The organism is Paenibacillus sp. M2, assembly GCF_046713495.1.
GTDB lineage: Bacteria > Bacillota > Bacilli > Paenibacillales > Paenibacillaceae > Paenibacillus > Paenibacillus amylolyticus_B.
Genome location: NZ_CP169648.1, coordinates 184,238 through 197,740, shown reverse-complemented (window position 1 = coordinate 197,740; position 13,503 = coordinate 184,238). Strand labels below are relative to the sequence as shown.

Below are 13,503 nucleotides of genomic sequence, written 5' to 3'. Positions count from 1 at the left end.
TTCTGATGCCCTACAGTTGCTGGTAAACCCCCAGTAATTGTAGGGTTTCACAAACCACCACGTATAAGAACAAAGAAAAAAAGCACCCATCAAGGTGCTTCTTCTGATACTACTAATGGAGGCGAGGGGAGTCGAACCCCTGTCCGAAGATAACGACACATAAGCTTCTACGGGTGTAGTCACAGTTTTGATGTCACCCGAGTATCGCCCCGTAACCGGCTATACGTTGGGTCAGCCTGATTGTCTTCTTCAGCACACCCCAGGCGGAGATGTGACAGCGTATCCCACTACTAGTTAGCCCCTATCCCTGTCACATGGGCGATGCAGGGTAGAAGCACGCACACAGTTTCTTAGGCTGCGAAAGCGTAGTTTGTTTGTTGTTTGCCGTTTAATAGGCTTTAGCGTTGATAAAGCGGACGCGTCCCCACTACCCGCTACCCATGCTCGAACTATCCCCGTCGAATCCATAAACGCCCCCTCAATGAAGAAGGGCTCCAGGATTAATCCGTGAATACGGAGCAAAGGTGCTGCACATCTTTTTCCTCCAGGGTAAAAAGATGTTTCTTTCAAACTCGGCATTCCTGTCTGCTACATGAGTAATCATAACACAGGACACATCACCGAAATAGTGCAGATTGCTGGAAGACATTCCAGCAGGCTGAGCATGTGTACAAGGTTATCCAATACAACAGGCTCAATCGTCTACATATTATACCGCGTCGCCAATCGGAAGTAAAGTTTACCCAGATCGGCTCACGAAAAACGACACCTAAATATCTTACCCACGTTTCAGGCAAACTACGCAAAAGCTAAAAATTTAGATTCATCAACGCGCCAAGCTCCATGCTCCTACCGACTTCCCTTCAATACATATCAAAGGAAATCAGCACACAATACACTTCAGCAACTCACACCAAATCACCTTCCCCAAATAAAAATAAAAAAAGCCCCAAGCTTGCCCATTGCAGGACAAACCTTGAGACTCCTTAACTCATACATCAATCTTCCTAGCTTCATCACAAAAACTATCTTATACACTTAAAAGTAAGCATTTACGCCCAGCGCTCCACTTAACGCGCAACCTTCTGCTTCTCGCGCAGTACCCGTTGGATATCACGTTGTGCATCCCGCTTAGCCGCAGTCTCCCGTTTATCATACTGTTTCTTACCTTTACCCAGTCCGAGCAAAAGCTTTGCATAACCATTGCGGATATAGATTTTCAGCGGAACAATGCTGTACCCATCCTGTTTCGACAGCCCGAGCAGCTTGTGAATCTGTACTTTATGCATCAACAACTTGCGCGTACGTGTCGGATCGAGCGGATTATTTCGGTTTCCTTGTTCAAAAGGACTAATATGCATATTGTGAATATGAATCTCACCGTTCCGAATCGTGGCAAATGCATCACCAATATTCGCACGGCCGTTACGAAGAGATTTGATCTCCGTTCCGGTAAGCACCATGCCCGCTTCATACGTATCTTCAATGAAGTAGTCATGGGAAGCCTTTTTATTCTGTGCGAGCACTTTACTCTGTCCATCATTCTTGCCCATGTCCTCACTCCTTCTCCGTAAAATAAGCCGGTACCATGCTCTATAGCAGCGCACCATTGTTGCACCAAGGAACCACGTGCCAGACCTTAATTGTAGCAAGTAAGGCTGTTAAAATCAAGAAAGAGGCGACCTCTGCCGCCCCTCCTCATTACACCACTTCCAGACAGTGCGAAACAACACACCGCAGAAAGTGGCTATTTCTCCAACGCTTAACCTAGAGGAACGAATGGTAATCCATCTCTTCAGGTAACGTTAGCTTTATTTTTTCTTTTTCCTCACAAAAGCTGCCGTGCCGTTACCCGCTGCACCTTTGCTCTTTTTCCGCTTGCGTCGTGGTGCTCCGCCTTCCTGAGCACCACCAGGAGTTGCATTCTCTCCAATAAATACGCCGCTTGGCGAAGTGTTTTTGCGTCCACTTCCGCCTTTTCCACCTTTACCGCCGCCGCCCTTGCCGGACTTAAAGCTTCCTTCACCGCGACCGCTGCCGCTGTTCAGGCCACTTCCTTGTCCACCGGTTGAACTACTTTCCGATCCACCCGATGTAGAGCTATATCCGCCTTTACCTGAGCCAAAACCAAAGCTCACTGCGCCTTTGCCCCGGCCAGTTGATCCGCCAGCATCACCAGCACGACGCTCACCTTTCGGTTTCCCGCCGCCTTTACCTGCGTAGCCACCGGATGAGCCTGCGCCCGTACCTGCACTCGCTGCTCCGCTGCGACCGCCACGTCCACCTTTGCTGCCCTCTTCCGTTGATCGGCCACCACGGTTGCCTCCGGCACTGGCTGAGCCACCTTTGCCGCCACGCGAACCACTGAATCCACCTGGTCCACCCTTGGCACCTCCGCGTCCGCCGCCGCTACTAGGACGTCCACCCTTACCGCCACGTCCACCACCGAAGCCGCCAGGACGTTCGCCGCGAGGTTTCATATCCACCATTTCAAAATCAATCGTATACTCTTCCATGCTTACACGTGCCACACGGATCTTCACTTCATCACCGATGCGGAAGACTTTCGAGGTACGTTCACCAATCAGAGCCATATGCTGATCGTCAAAATGGTAATAGTCGTCCGTGAGCGCGCTCAGACGAATCAGACCTTCAACCGTGTTCTCCAGTTCAATGAACATACCGAAGCTGGTCACACTGCTGATCATGCCTTCGAACTCTTCGCCTACTTTGTCGAGCATGTACTCGGCTTTTTTCATTTTCTCCGTATCCCGCTCAGCTTCTACCGCCACACGTTCACGTTCAGAAGACTGCTGCGCAATATCGGACATACGTGCTGCCAAATACTCCTGACGGTTCTCCGGCAATGCACCATTATTTTCAATGACTTCGCGAATCACCCGGTGAATGACAAGATCGGGATAACGACGAATTGGAGACGTAAAGTGACTATAGAATTCTGCCGCGAGGCCAAAGTGACCCGACATTTCAGAATCATACTTCGCCTGTTTCATGGAACGGAGCATCATCGTACTAATCACAGTTTGTTCTTTCGTTTCTTTAATATCCTCAAGCAACGATTGAAGCGCCCGTGGATGAATCGCATTGCCACGTCCTTTGACCTGGTGTCCAAAATTCGCCGCAAAGGCGAGGAAATTTTGCAGTTTTTCCTGATCCGGGTCTTCGTGCACACGATAAATGAAAGGAACCTTCAACCAGTGGAAATGCTCTGCCACTGTTTCGTTCGCTGCCAACATGAATTCCTCAATGATTTGCTCGGCAATCGAACGCTCCCGTTTCACGATATCTACCGGTTTGCATTCTGCGTCCACAATGATTTTGGATTCTTCAAAATCAAAGTCAACCGCACCACGGCGCATACGCATAGCACGCAGCTTTAAGGCAATCTCTTTCATCAGATGGAAATCATCTACCAGATCCTTATAACGCTCGAGCAATTCCGGCTCTTCACCTTCAAGGATTTTACGGACGTTGGAATACGTCATCCGCTCTTTGGTTTTGATTACACTTGTGAAAATGTCATGTTTTACAACCTTCATCTGGTCGTTAAACTCCATCTCACAAGACAGTGTCAAGCGGTCTACCTGCGGGTTCAAACTACAGATCCCGTTGGACAGACGCTGTGGCAACATCGGAATAACCCGGTCCACCAGATACACACTGCATCCACGGTTGTAGGCTTCCTGATCAAGCTTGGAATTCTCCTGCACATAATAGCCAACGTCGGCAATATGAACACCCAAACGATAGTTCCCGTTAGGCAGTTTCTCTACGTTAACAGCATCATCCAGATCCTTGGCATCTTCGCCATCAATCGTGACAATGTTAAGTCCGCGCAGATCACGGCGACCCTGTTGTACAATCTCTTCATCCGTGATGGAGTCGGGTGCTTTCTCAGCCTCTTCTACCACTTCATCGGGGAAAGCTTCAGGCAACTGATGCTTGCGAATGACAGACAAAATATCAATACCCGGCTCATCCTTATGACCGAGAATCTCGATCACTTCACCCTCGGCCGCCGCACGACCCTCCGGATAGCTGACGATTTTTGCGACAACCTTCTGTCCATCAACCGCCCCAGCAAAATTGGTACGCGGGATGAAAATATCGCGATTAATCCGTTTATCATCCGGAATGACAAATCCGTACACCTCATGACTCTGGAACACACCAACGACTTGTGTCACAGCACGAGTAACAATACGGACAATCTCACCCTCCAGGCGACCGCCTGAAGGTCCTTGAGATGTGACTTTAACCAATACCGTGTCACCATTCATCGCACTCTTCATGTCATTGGCGTGAATGTACACATCCGGGTGCTCCCGATCCTCAGGAATAAGGAAAGCAAAACCTTTGGCGTGAGCCTGTAAACGTCCGCGTACCAGATCCATGCGCTCTGGCATGCCATAGCGATTGTTGCGAGTCAGCAAAACTTTACCGGATTCCTCCAGCGTATTCAGCATAATCAAAAAGGCTTTGAAATCAGCTGCATCTTCAATAGCGAAGTGCTGTTCCAACTCCTGATAAGTCATAGGTTTATAAGCGGTTTCCCGCATGAAGTCGAGCAATTGTTGTTCTGTTATCATTAATATATTCACCTCGGGAAACATAAAAGTGTAAGCAAGTCTTATCTCTTTATGTATCGGAATTCTTACCATTTTCATGCAATACAATATCACTACTGTGAAGAGAAGTAGTGGTACAACCATACTATCTCATACCCTAGTATACACGAATTCAATCCGGCCCATCCGTACCTCGCAAAAAAACCACAGTGGCCACGCGCTCCTCAAAAATCACGCTTTCACGTATCTCTACAGACATTTTATGCGATACACGTGCTGTGCGCATCTGGAAAAGGACTACATCCGAAAAATTTCTGTACACATGACATTCATTATAGGGAGTGAGTTCGCGTAACGAATAAGCGAGGGACATACCATACATGTTAGGGGTGTGTTGCATGTTAAGGAAGGCAAACCAAACAGAAGTGAGAAGAAGACCAAAAATCATGGAGTCTATAGATTAAATTGTTGGAAAAGTTTGGACGCGTAAGAATTTATTAAAAAACCCCCGTTTCTTCACGAAACGAAGGTTCATCAATTAAGCCATTAGCTTAAGCTATTCATTGAACAGCAGTTCCAATTCTTACTTGGAAACCACCGTAACAACAATAGACAAAATCATAAATCCTGCACCCAGTACCACCGTTGCACGTTGCAGGAAGAGATCCAATCCGCGCGCTTTCGTTTTACCGAAAAGATGTTCCGCACCACCGGAGATGGCACCCGCCAAACCAGCGCTTTTCCCGTGCTGCAGCAATACTACAGTGATTAGACCGATCGAGAAAACAACGAGCAGCAATTTCAAAGCAATATCCATTCTTTCCACCTCCTACCCATGTGGGCATACATCTCACCATAAAAACAGTTACTTTAATTGTAACATAGCTATGGTTGTACTACAAGTAGTACAGTTTATACAATGCCCTAAATTTCACCATCTGCGTGATCCTTACGTTATACCATTACTTCGTTGCAAAAAAAGACAAGCCGGTTACCCGGCTTGCCCGTAAAAGCTGGATATCCAGCTTATTTTTTAAGGTTGTAGAATCCTTTAAGACCATTGTATTGAGCCAGTTCACCCAGTTGATCCTCAATGCGGAGCAATTGGTTGTACTTCGCGATACGGTCTGTACGGGAAGGAGCACCCGTTTTGATTTGACCAGCGTTAGTTGCAACAGCGATATCAGCGATTGTGCTGTCTTCGGACTCACCGGAACGATGGGAGATTACAGCTGTGTATCCTGCGCGTTTAGCCATTTCGATTGCATCAAATGTTTCAGTCAATGTACCGATTTGGTTAACTTTGATCAGGATGGAGTTACCGATACCTTCGTCGATACCTCTGCCCAGACGCTCAGTGTTTGTTACGAACAGGTCATCACCAACGAGTTGTACTTTGTCTCCCAATTTCTCAGTGAGCAATTTCCAACCATCCCAGTCATCTTCGGACATACCGTCTTCGATTGTGATGATTGGGTATTTCTCAACCCATGAAGCCAGAAGGTCAACATACTCAGCGGAAGTGTAAGATTTACCTTCACCAGCAAGTGTGTACTTACCATCTTTGTAGAACTCAGTGGAAGCAACGTCCATACCCAGGAATACGTCAACGCCTGGTTTGTAACCAGCTTTTTCAATTGCTTCGATGATTGTAGTGATTGCTTCTTCGTTCGAACCAAGGTTCGGTGCGAAACCACCTTCGTCACCTACAGCTGTGTTCAAGCCTTTGGAGCTCAATACGGATTTCAAGTTGTGGAAGATCTCTGCACCTACGCGAAGAGCTTCTTTGAAGCTTGGTGCTCCAACTGGAAGAACCATGAACTCTTGAACGTCGATGTTGTTGTCCGCATGCTCACCACCGTTGATGATGTTCATCATTGGTACTGGCAATGCTTTAGCGTTGAATCCGCCCAGGTAAACGTACAATGGCAGGTCCAGAGCGTCAGCAGCTGCGCGAGCTACTGCCATGGATACAGCCAGGATTGCGTTAGCACCCAGTTTACCTTTGTTTGGCGTACCATCCAAAGTGATCATCAATTTGTCGATACCCAGTTGATCCAATGCATCCATACCGATAACTTCTGGAGCGATTGTTTCGTTTACGTTTTTAACAGCTTGCAGAACGCCTTTACCGAGGTAACGGGATTTGTCGCCATCGCGAAGCTCAACGGCTTCGTGGGCACCAGTGGATGCACCAGATGGAACGATTGCGCGTCCGATTGCGCCGGACTCCAGGTATACTTCAACTTCTACTGTAGGGTTACCGCGGGAGTCGAGGACTTCGCGAGCGTACACGTCAGAAATAATAGTCATTTGTGATAATCTCCTTTAAATTTAAATTTATTATAAATTAGGACCACTTGTGTTTTCCCTTTTCCACTACGTTAGCAGAATTGTCCTCTGATCGCTGTTATCCCCTGATTCCTTTTTAACTTATTTTCATAAGTTGGAATCATGTGATAAAGGCGAACGCTAACGCTTCTTCAGACAATTTCTGCTTCCTTCGTTCAGGGGTAAACTCCAAACTTCCCAATTTCATATATGTTGTTGCGTAACTTATTTACGGGTAGCGATGACGGATGTACCTGTCATTTCTTCCGGTTTAGGCAATTGCATCAGGTCAAGGATCGTTGGCGCGATATCTGCCAGGATTCCCCCTTCACGCAGAGTTACATTGGCATCCGTAACGATGAATGGAACGGGGTTCGTTGTATGAGCTGTGAACGGACGTCCTTTCTCATCGAACACCATATCCGCGTTACCATGATCGGCAGTGATCAGTACAACGCCGCCTTTGGCAAGTACTGCATCCACAACACGGCCCATGCACTCATCTGTTACTTCAACCGCTTTGATGGTAGGCTCCAGCATGCCGGAGTGTCCAACCATGTCAGGGTTAGCAAAGTTCAGAATGATGGCGTCATGTTTGTCTGCTTCGATCTCGCGAACACATGCATCAGCTACTTCATACGCACTCATCTCCGGTTGCAGGTCATACGTTGCAACTTTTGGTGAGTTGATCAGTACGCGAGTTTCGCCCGGAAGCTCCACATCACGACCACCGCTGAAGAAGAAGGTAACGTGCGGGTATTTCTCAGTTTCTGCAATACGCAGTTGTTTTTTATTGTTCTGTACCAGAACTTCACCCAGGGTGTTGTCGAGGTTCTTCGGCGAATAAGCCACATAACCTTCAACCGTCTCGCTGAACAAAGTCAAGCATACAAAGTGCAAGCCCACAGGGAACTTCGGTCCACGATCGAAACCGCGGAAATCCTGGTTTGTGAATACTTGCGACAACTGGATCGCACGGTCAGGACGGAAGTTGAGGAAGATAACGGAATCGCCGCTCTCAACCAAACCTACCGGCTCACCATCCGCTTTGACGATAACCGTTGGTTCAACGAATTCATCAAATACGGACTTCTCATACGATTCTTCAACCGCTTTGAGTGGGTCAGTGTATTTTGGTCCATCTCCATAAACGATGGCACGGTATGATTTCTCAACCCGTTCCCAACGTTTGTCACGGTCCATCGCGTAATAGCGCCCTTGAACCGTTGCAATTTTACCTACACCGACTTCTTCAATCTTGGCGATCAGCTTCTGCATGAAGTCTTTACCACTGTCTGGCATAACATCACGGCCATCCATGAAAGCATGAATATATACATCATTCATTCCTTCTTTTTTGGCCAGATCCAGCATAGCAAACAGGTGGTCGATGTGACTATGTACGCCGCCATCAGACAACAAGCCGTAGAGATGAAGCTTTTTGCCGCTTTGTTTCGCTTCGCGAACCGCTTTGACAAGTGTTTCATTGTCGTAGAACTCGCCGTCACGAATGGATTTGGAGATACGGGTCAAATCCTGGTATACGATCCGGCCGGCACCAATGTTCAGGTGACCTACCTCGGAATTTCCCATTTGCCCTTCTGGCAAACCTACAGCTTCACCGCAAGCAGTGAGTGTTGTATGTGGGAATTGGCTCATGAAACGGTCGTAGTTCGGTTTCTTGGCTTGCGCTACCGCGTTGCCTTCCACCGTGTTACGTAGACCAAAGCCATCCATGATGATCAGTGCTACAGGTTTTGGAGCTGTCATCTTACTTCGCCCCCTCAACAAGCGCGATGAACGAAGCCGGCTGCAAGCTGGCACCGCCAACAAGTGCGCCGTCGATGTCGCTTTGTCCGAGGTATTCTGTTACGTTCTCCGGTTTAACACTGCCGCCGTATTGAATACGAACTGCATTCGCAACCGTCTCGTTGTACAGATCCTTCACCAGCGTACGGATGTAAGCAATAACTTCATTCGCATCTTGGGAAGTGGAGGATTTGCCTGTACCAATCGCCCAGATTGGCTCATAAGCGATAACAACTTGTGCCGCTTGCTCTGCAGACAGACCTGCAAAAGCAGCTACTGTTTGCACTTTGCATACGTCTTTTGTTTGGTTCGCTTCACGCTCGTCAAGCGTCTCACCAAGGCAGAAGATTGGAGTCAATCCGTGACGGAATGCTGCATGCAATTTTTTATTGACAGTCTCATCGGTTTCCGCAAAATATTGACGGCGCTCCGAGTGACCAATAATGACATAATCCACGCCCAGGTCTTTCAGCATTACGCCGCTGATTTCACCTGTGAATGCACCGTTGTCTTCAAAATGAAGATTTTGTGCACCAATTTTGATGTTTGTGCCTTTAACGGCTTCTACCAGAGATGGCAGATTCGTAAACGGTGCGCAGATTACAGTTTCCACGCCTTCAACTTCCGCTTTTCCTTTAACTTCCTGAATGAAGTCATTGGATTCGGAAACCGTTTTAAACATTTTCCAGTTACCTGCGATAATCGGTGTTCTCATGGGTTTCAACTCCTTCATGCTATAGGCTACTAAAACTTACTTGTCGTTCAATGCCACTACGCCTGGAAGTACTTTACCTTCCATGAACTCGAGCGATGCACCGCCACCTGTAGAGATGTGGTTCATTTTATCAGCCAATTTGAACTTCTCTGCTGCTGCTGCGGAGTCACCGCCACCAATTACAGTGTAAGCTTCTGTCTCAGCGCAAGCTTCCGCTACTGCACGAGTACCGTGGGAGAATGGCTCGATTTCAAATACGCCCATTGGTCCGTTCCACACAACCAATTTGGAGTTTTTGATTACATCAGCATAGATCTCACGTGTTTTAGGACCGATGTCGATACCTTCCCAATCTGCTGGGATACCATCGATGTCAACGATTTGTGTGTTTGCTTTCGCACTGAAATCGTCAGACACTACGATATCTACCGGCAGGTAGAAGTTTTTGCCCAATTTTTTCGCTTTTTCGATAAAACCAAGAGCAACATCAAGTTTGGAATCATCCAGCAAGGATTGTCCAATTTCATGTCCTTGTGCTTTGAAGAACGTGTAAGTCAGACCGCCACCGATGATCACGTTGTCTGCAATGTTCAGCAGGTTGTCGATTACATCGATTTTGTCTTTAACTTTGGATCCACCAATGATAGCTGTGAAAGGACGCTCAGGGTTGGAGATTGCTTTACCCAACACTTCAAGTTCTTTCTCCATCAACAAACCGGACACTGCTGGAAGCAAGTGAGCGATTCCTTCAGTCGAAGCGTGTGCTCTGTGAGCCGCGCCAAACGCATCATTAACGAAAACGTCAGCCAGTTCAGCAAATTGTTTTGCCAGTTCCGGATCGTTTTTCTCTTCGCCTGCGTGGAAACGAACGTTTTCAAGCAACAATACGTCGCCGTTGTTCAGTTCAGCGATTTGAGCTTTAACAGCGTCACCAACAGAACCGTCAGCTTTAACAACTGTTTTACCAAGCAATTCAGACAAACGCTCAGCTGCTGGAGTCAAACGCAAAGATTCAACCACTTCGCCGTTAGGACGACCCATGTGGCTTGCCAAAATGACTTTAGCGCCTTTTTCAATCAAGAAGTTGATTGTAGGAAGCGTTGCACGAATACGTTTGTCATCTGTAATTTTACCATCTTCGAGCGGCACATTGAAATCTACACGGACAAAAGCCCGTTTTCCTGTCAATTCGATATCGCGTACACTTTTTTTGTTCATCTGTATTTCCTCCGCACCCATGTATTTGGTGGACCAATCAAGAGCTAAAATCCCTTGTCAATCCTGGTGTTTTTGAGAAATTTGCAAAATGTAGATATATAAAGAGCGGAAACAATATAGCATCTGTTTCCGCTCTATGTTATTGCAGATATTACTTAATCATTTTTGCAAAGTGCTCCAAAGTGCGAACCAATTGTGCAGTGTAGGACATTTCATTGTCATACCAAGCTACAGTTTTAACCAATTGTTGGTCGCCAACAGTCAGAACTTTAGTTTGAGTTGCATCAAACAGGGAACCGAAAGTGATTCCTTGGATATCGGAAGATACAATTTCGTCTTCTGTGTATCCGAAAGTTTCTGGATCGGAAGCTTCTTGCATAGCTGCGTTAACTTCTTCAGCAGTTACTTTTTTGTTCAGAACAGTTACGAGCTCAGTCAGGGAACCAGTAGCTACTGGTACACGTTGAGCTGCACCATCAAGGATGCCTTGCAGTTCTGGGATTACCAGACCGATTGCTTTAGCAGCACCAGTTGTGTTAGGGATGATGTTTTCAGCTGCTGCGCGAGCACGACGGAAGTCACCTTTAGGGTGTGGAGCATCCAACGTGTTTTGGTCGCCAGTGTAAGCGTGAATTGTAGTCATCAAACCTTGAACGATTCCGAATTTGTCTTGCAGTGTTTTTGCCATAGGTGCCAGGCAGTTTGTTGTGCAAGATGCGCCAGAGATTACAGTTTCAGTACCGTCGAGGATTTCATGGTTTACGTTGTAAACGATGGTTTTCATGTCGCCAGTAGCTGGTGCGGAGATAACAACTTTCTTAGCTCCACCTTTCAAGTGTTTCTCAGCTGCTTCTTTCGTTGTGAAGAAACCAGTACATTCCAGAACGATATCTACGCCCAGGTCGCCCCAAGGAAGTTCTTCCGGGTTACGGTTAGCCAATACTTTAACTTCTTTGCCGTTCACTTTGAAGAAGCCATCGTGTACTTCAACATCGCCATCGAAACGACCTTGAGTTGTATCATATTTGAGCAAATGAGCGAGCATTTTAGCGTCAGTCAAGTCGTTGATTGCTACTACCTCGATGCCTGCTACATTTTGAATACGGCGGAATGCCAAGCGTCCAATACGTCCAAAACCGTTAATACCTACTTTAATCATGAGTAAGTTCCTCCCAAGTTTTGATTAATTTTTTATGAAACTTATATATTCAAGACAGACGGTGAAGTCCGTCAAGACAACAATAGTTGTGATTCAAAGTAAAACCTTATTCCATTTCAGCAACGATGACTTCGGCAGCAGCCTCATCAATAATCAGAATATCTTCCTGACCAAATCGCAACACAGAATGTATAGCAGCAGCTTTGCTTTTGCCACCTGCGATTCCAATCACAACATCGGTTCGTTCAATATCCTGAAGTCGCATACCCAGTGTAAGCATGGTATGTACCACCTTACCCTGATCGTTAAAGTAATAACCGAAAGATTCAGATACGGCACCTTGCTCCTGAAGTTCATCTATAATCTCCGTCGCAAGTTTACGTCTTGTCGCCATCTCCACGGCATCACCAATTCCATGAATAACAATCCGCGATTTCCGAATCAGCTGCAGAATCTCCTGAACACTAGGGTCCTGGATTAATGATTCATAGGCATGATCACTAAGCAAATCCGGTACATGCAGGAGTTTGTATTGCGCCCCTACCCGCTTTGCCATTGTAGATGCAATCGTATTTGCCTGAATTTCAAGGCTTTCTCCAAGTCCACCGCGTGCCGGTACGAACCAGACACCTTTAAGCGATGTTGGCGGATTTAGTTGTTCTGCGACTTCGGCCGTTGTTGAACCGCCAGTAACGGCGACAACGTCGTTATCACTCATGATATTGCCGAGAGCCTTCGCTCCGGCTCTGCCCAGTTCCCTTTTGGCAAATGGAGAAATATCCGAATCACCAGGAACCACAACTACCTTTTGCAGACCGTAGGCTTGCTTGATGCGCTCTTCCAGCTCGGATAATCCGAACAACTCTTTGGCTACGGGCTCTAACTGCTGCAGCAAATCATACCCTGCCTCGCTGATCTTCATTCCTGCACTGTCAATTTCAATAAGTCCCTGAGCCTTTAACAGATCGGTCTCAGCCCTCAGAACCCGCTCGGTCATCTGCATGGAATTAGCTAACGTTCTCCGTCCGATCACATCCGATAACATGATCTGTTGCAGAATCGTATACCTCTTTTTCAAGATATCCATGAGATCAGGCAGAAGCTGCTTTTGTACTTCTAAAATCGTTCGCATGCTTTCCACTCCCGCAAGTTCTCGTTCTAAGCTCTCTTTCGTGGCCCTAAAACGTCCCGGGTTAACTTTTTAAGTCCCACGTCTATTCTACCTAAAACTGACGTGACATGCAAGTGTTTCAACGTGTTATTTCGACACGCATTCAGCGTTTGTACGCGCCTATTTTCACAATCCTAGACTTCCATGATCTAGGACTAGCTCACGCATACCATATATAGAAGAAACGAATGAATTCAATCTACATATCGCTCAGAATCACATTTCATACGGCATGTCCAAAACCTCTAATAGCATTTACTTAAATGTACTCTTTATCCACTCTTCTTCATCATGATCATTTTTAGGTTAATCCAAACCAATACCACAACGAACTGCTTGCAATTAAATATTTCATGAGCTATAATCATTATTGCTGTCACATAATGTGCGCCCGTGGTCCAATGGATATGACGTAGGCCTCCGAAGCCTGAGATCCAAGTTCGATTCTTGGCGGGCGCGCCATTTTTATTTAACAGCTCATAACCCATTTAACCAATGAAACCGGAAAGGT

General features: G+C 46.7%; 9 protein-coding genes, 1 tRNA gene and 1 other RNA gene. 1 reads left to right on the top strand and 10 read right to left on the bottom strand.

Annotated features, from left to right (window positions below; genetic code table 11):
* Positions 1 to 113: 113 nt before the first annotated feature.
* The 10 genes from ssrA to ACETMN_RS00910 all read right to left on the bottom strand — a co-directional run bounded on the left by ssrA (position 114) and on the right by ACETMN_RS00910 (position 12,953).
* Positions 114 to 478: a transfer-messenger RNA gene (gene ssrA / locus ACETMN_RS00955) on the bottom strand.
* A 592-nt stretch (positions 479 to 1,070) separates the two neighbouring features.
* A complete protein-coding gene (gene smpB / locus ACETMN_RS00950; RefSeq protein WP_036674736.1) occupies positions 1,071 to 1,553 on the bottom strand; it encodes an SsrA-binding protein SmpB in 483 nt (160 codons plus the stop codon).
* 258 nt (positions 1,554 to 1,811) lie between these two features.
* Complete coding sequence (gene rnr, locus ACETMN_RS00945; RefSeq protein WP_411735631.1) at positions 1,812 to 4,610, bottom strand: ribonuclease R; 2,799 nt, start codon at positions 4,608 to 4,610, stop codon at positions 1,812 to 1,814.
* A gap of 562 nt (positions 4,611 to 5,172) precedes the next feature.
* Entirely contained in the window at positions 5,173 to 5,406 is a 234-nt protein-coding gene (secG, locus tag ACETMN_RS00940) for a preprotein translocase subunit SecG (protein ID WP_036616231.1), read from the bottom strand.
* A 209-nt stretch (positions 5,407 to 5,615) separates the two neighbouring features.
* Entirely contained in the window at positions 5,616 to 6,902 is a 1,287-nt protein-coding gene (gene eno, locus ACETMN_RS00935; protein WP_062837741.1) for a phosphopyruvate hydratase, read from the bottom strand.
* 243 nt (positions 6,903 to 7,145) lie between these two features.
* Positions 7,146 to 8,690, bottom strand: a complete 1,545-nt coding sequence (gene gpmI / locus ACETMN_RS00930) for a 2,3-bisphosphoglycerate-independent phosphoglycerate mutase (RefSeq protein WP_091012033.1) — start codon at positions 8,688 to 8,690, stop codon at positions 7,146 to 7,148.
* A 1-nt stretch (position 8,691) separates the two neighbouring features.
* Positions 8,692 to 9,444 (bottom strand): triose-phosphate isomerase, encoded by a 753-nt coding sequence (tpiA, locus tag ACETMN_RS00925; protein ID WP_091012031.1) that lies wholly within the window; start codon positions 9,442 to 9,444, stop codon positions 8,692 to 8,694.
* A 36-nt stretch (positions 9,445 to 9,480) separates the two neighbouring features.
* A complete protein-coding gene (locus ACETMN_RS00920; RefSeq protein WP_036616219.1) occupies positions 9,481 to 10,662 on the bottom strand; it encodes a phosphoglycerate kinase in 1,182 nt (393 codons plus the stop codon).
* A 151-nt stretch (positions 10,663 to 10,813) separates the two neighbouring features.
* On the bottom strand, positions 10,814 to 11,821 hold the full coding sequence (gene gap, locus ACETMN_RS00915; protein ID WP_017691243.1) for a type I glyceraldehyde-3-phosphate dehydrogenase: 1,008 nt from the start codon (positions 11,819 to 11,821) through the stop codon (positions 10,814 to 10,816).
* A gap of 106 nt (positions 11,822 to 11,927) precedes the next feature.
* Positions 11,928 to 12,953, bottom strand: coding sequence for a sugar-binding transcriptional regulator (locus tag ACETMN_RS00910; protein ID WP_091012030.1), 1,026 nt, complete (start codon positions 12,951 to 12,953; stop codon positions 11,928 to 11,930).
* A 426-nt stretch (positions 12,954 to 13,379) separates the two neighbouring features.
* Between ACETMN_RS00910 and ACETMN_RS00905 the strand changes: the two genes are divergently transcribed.
* Positions 13,380 to 13,454, top strand: a tRNA-Arg gene (locus ACETMN_RS00905).
* The last annotated feature ends 49 nt before the right edge of the window (positions 13,455 to 13,503 follow it).

Excerpts from the sequence above, each read along its gene's own strand:
- smpB (WP_036674736.1), bottom strand. The coding sequence starts at position 1,553 with ATGGGCAAGAATGATGGACAGAGTAAAGTGCTCGCACAGAATAAAAAG.
- rnr (WP_411735631.1), bottom strand. The coding sequence starts at position 4,610 with ATGATAACAGAACAACAATTGCTCGACTTCATGCGGGAAACCGCTTAT.
- secG (WP_036616231.1), bottom strand. The coding sequence starts at position 5,406 with ATGGATATTGCTTTGAAATTGCTGCTCGTTGTTTTCTCGATCGGTCTA.
- eno (WP_062837741.1), bottom strand. The coding sequence starts at position 6,902 with ATGACTATTATTTCTGACGTGTACGCTCGCGAAGTCCTCGACTCCCGC.
- gpmI (WP_091012033.1), bottom strand. The coding sequence starts at position 8,690 with ATGACAGCTCCAAAACCTGTAGCACTGATCATCATGGATGGCTTTGGT.
- tpiA (WP_091012031.1), bottom strand. The coding sequence starts at position 9,444 with ATGAGAACACCGATTATCGCAGGTAACTGGAAAATGTTTAAAACGGTT.
- ACETMN_RS00920 (WP_036616219.1), bottom strand. The coding sequence starts at position 10,662 with ATGAACAAAAAAAGTGTACGCGATATCGAATTGACAGGAAAACGGGCT.
- gap (WP_017691243.1), bottom strand. The coding sequence starts at position 11,821 with ATGATTAAAGTAGGTATTAACGGTTTTGGACGTATTGGACGCTTGGCA.
- ACETMN_RS00910 (WP_091012030.1), bottom strand. The coding sequence starts at position 12,953 with ATGCGAACGATTTTAGAAGTACAAAAGCAGCTTCTGCCTGATCTCATG.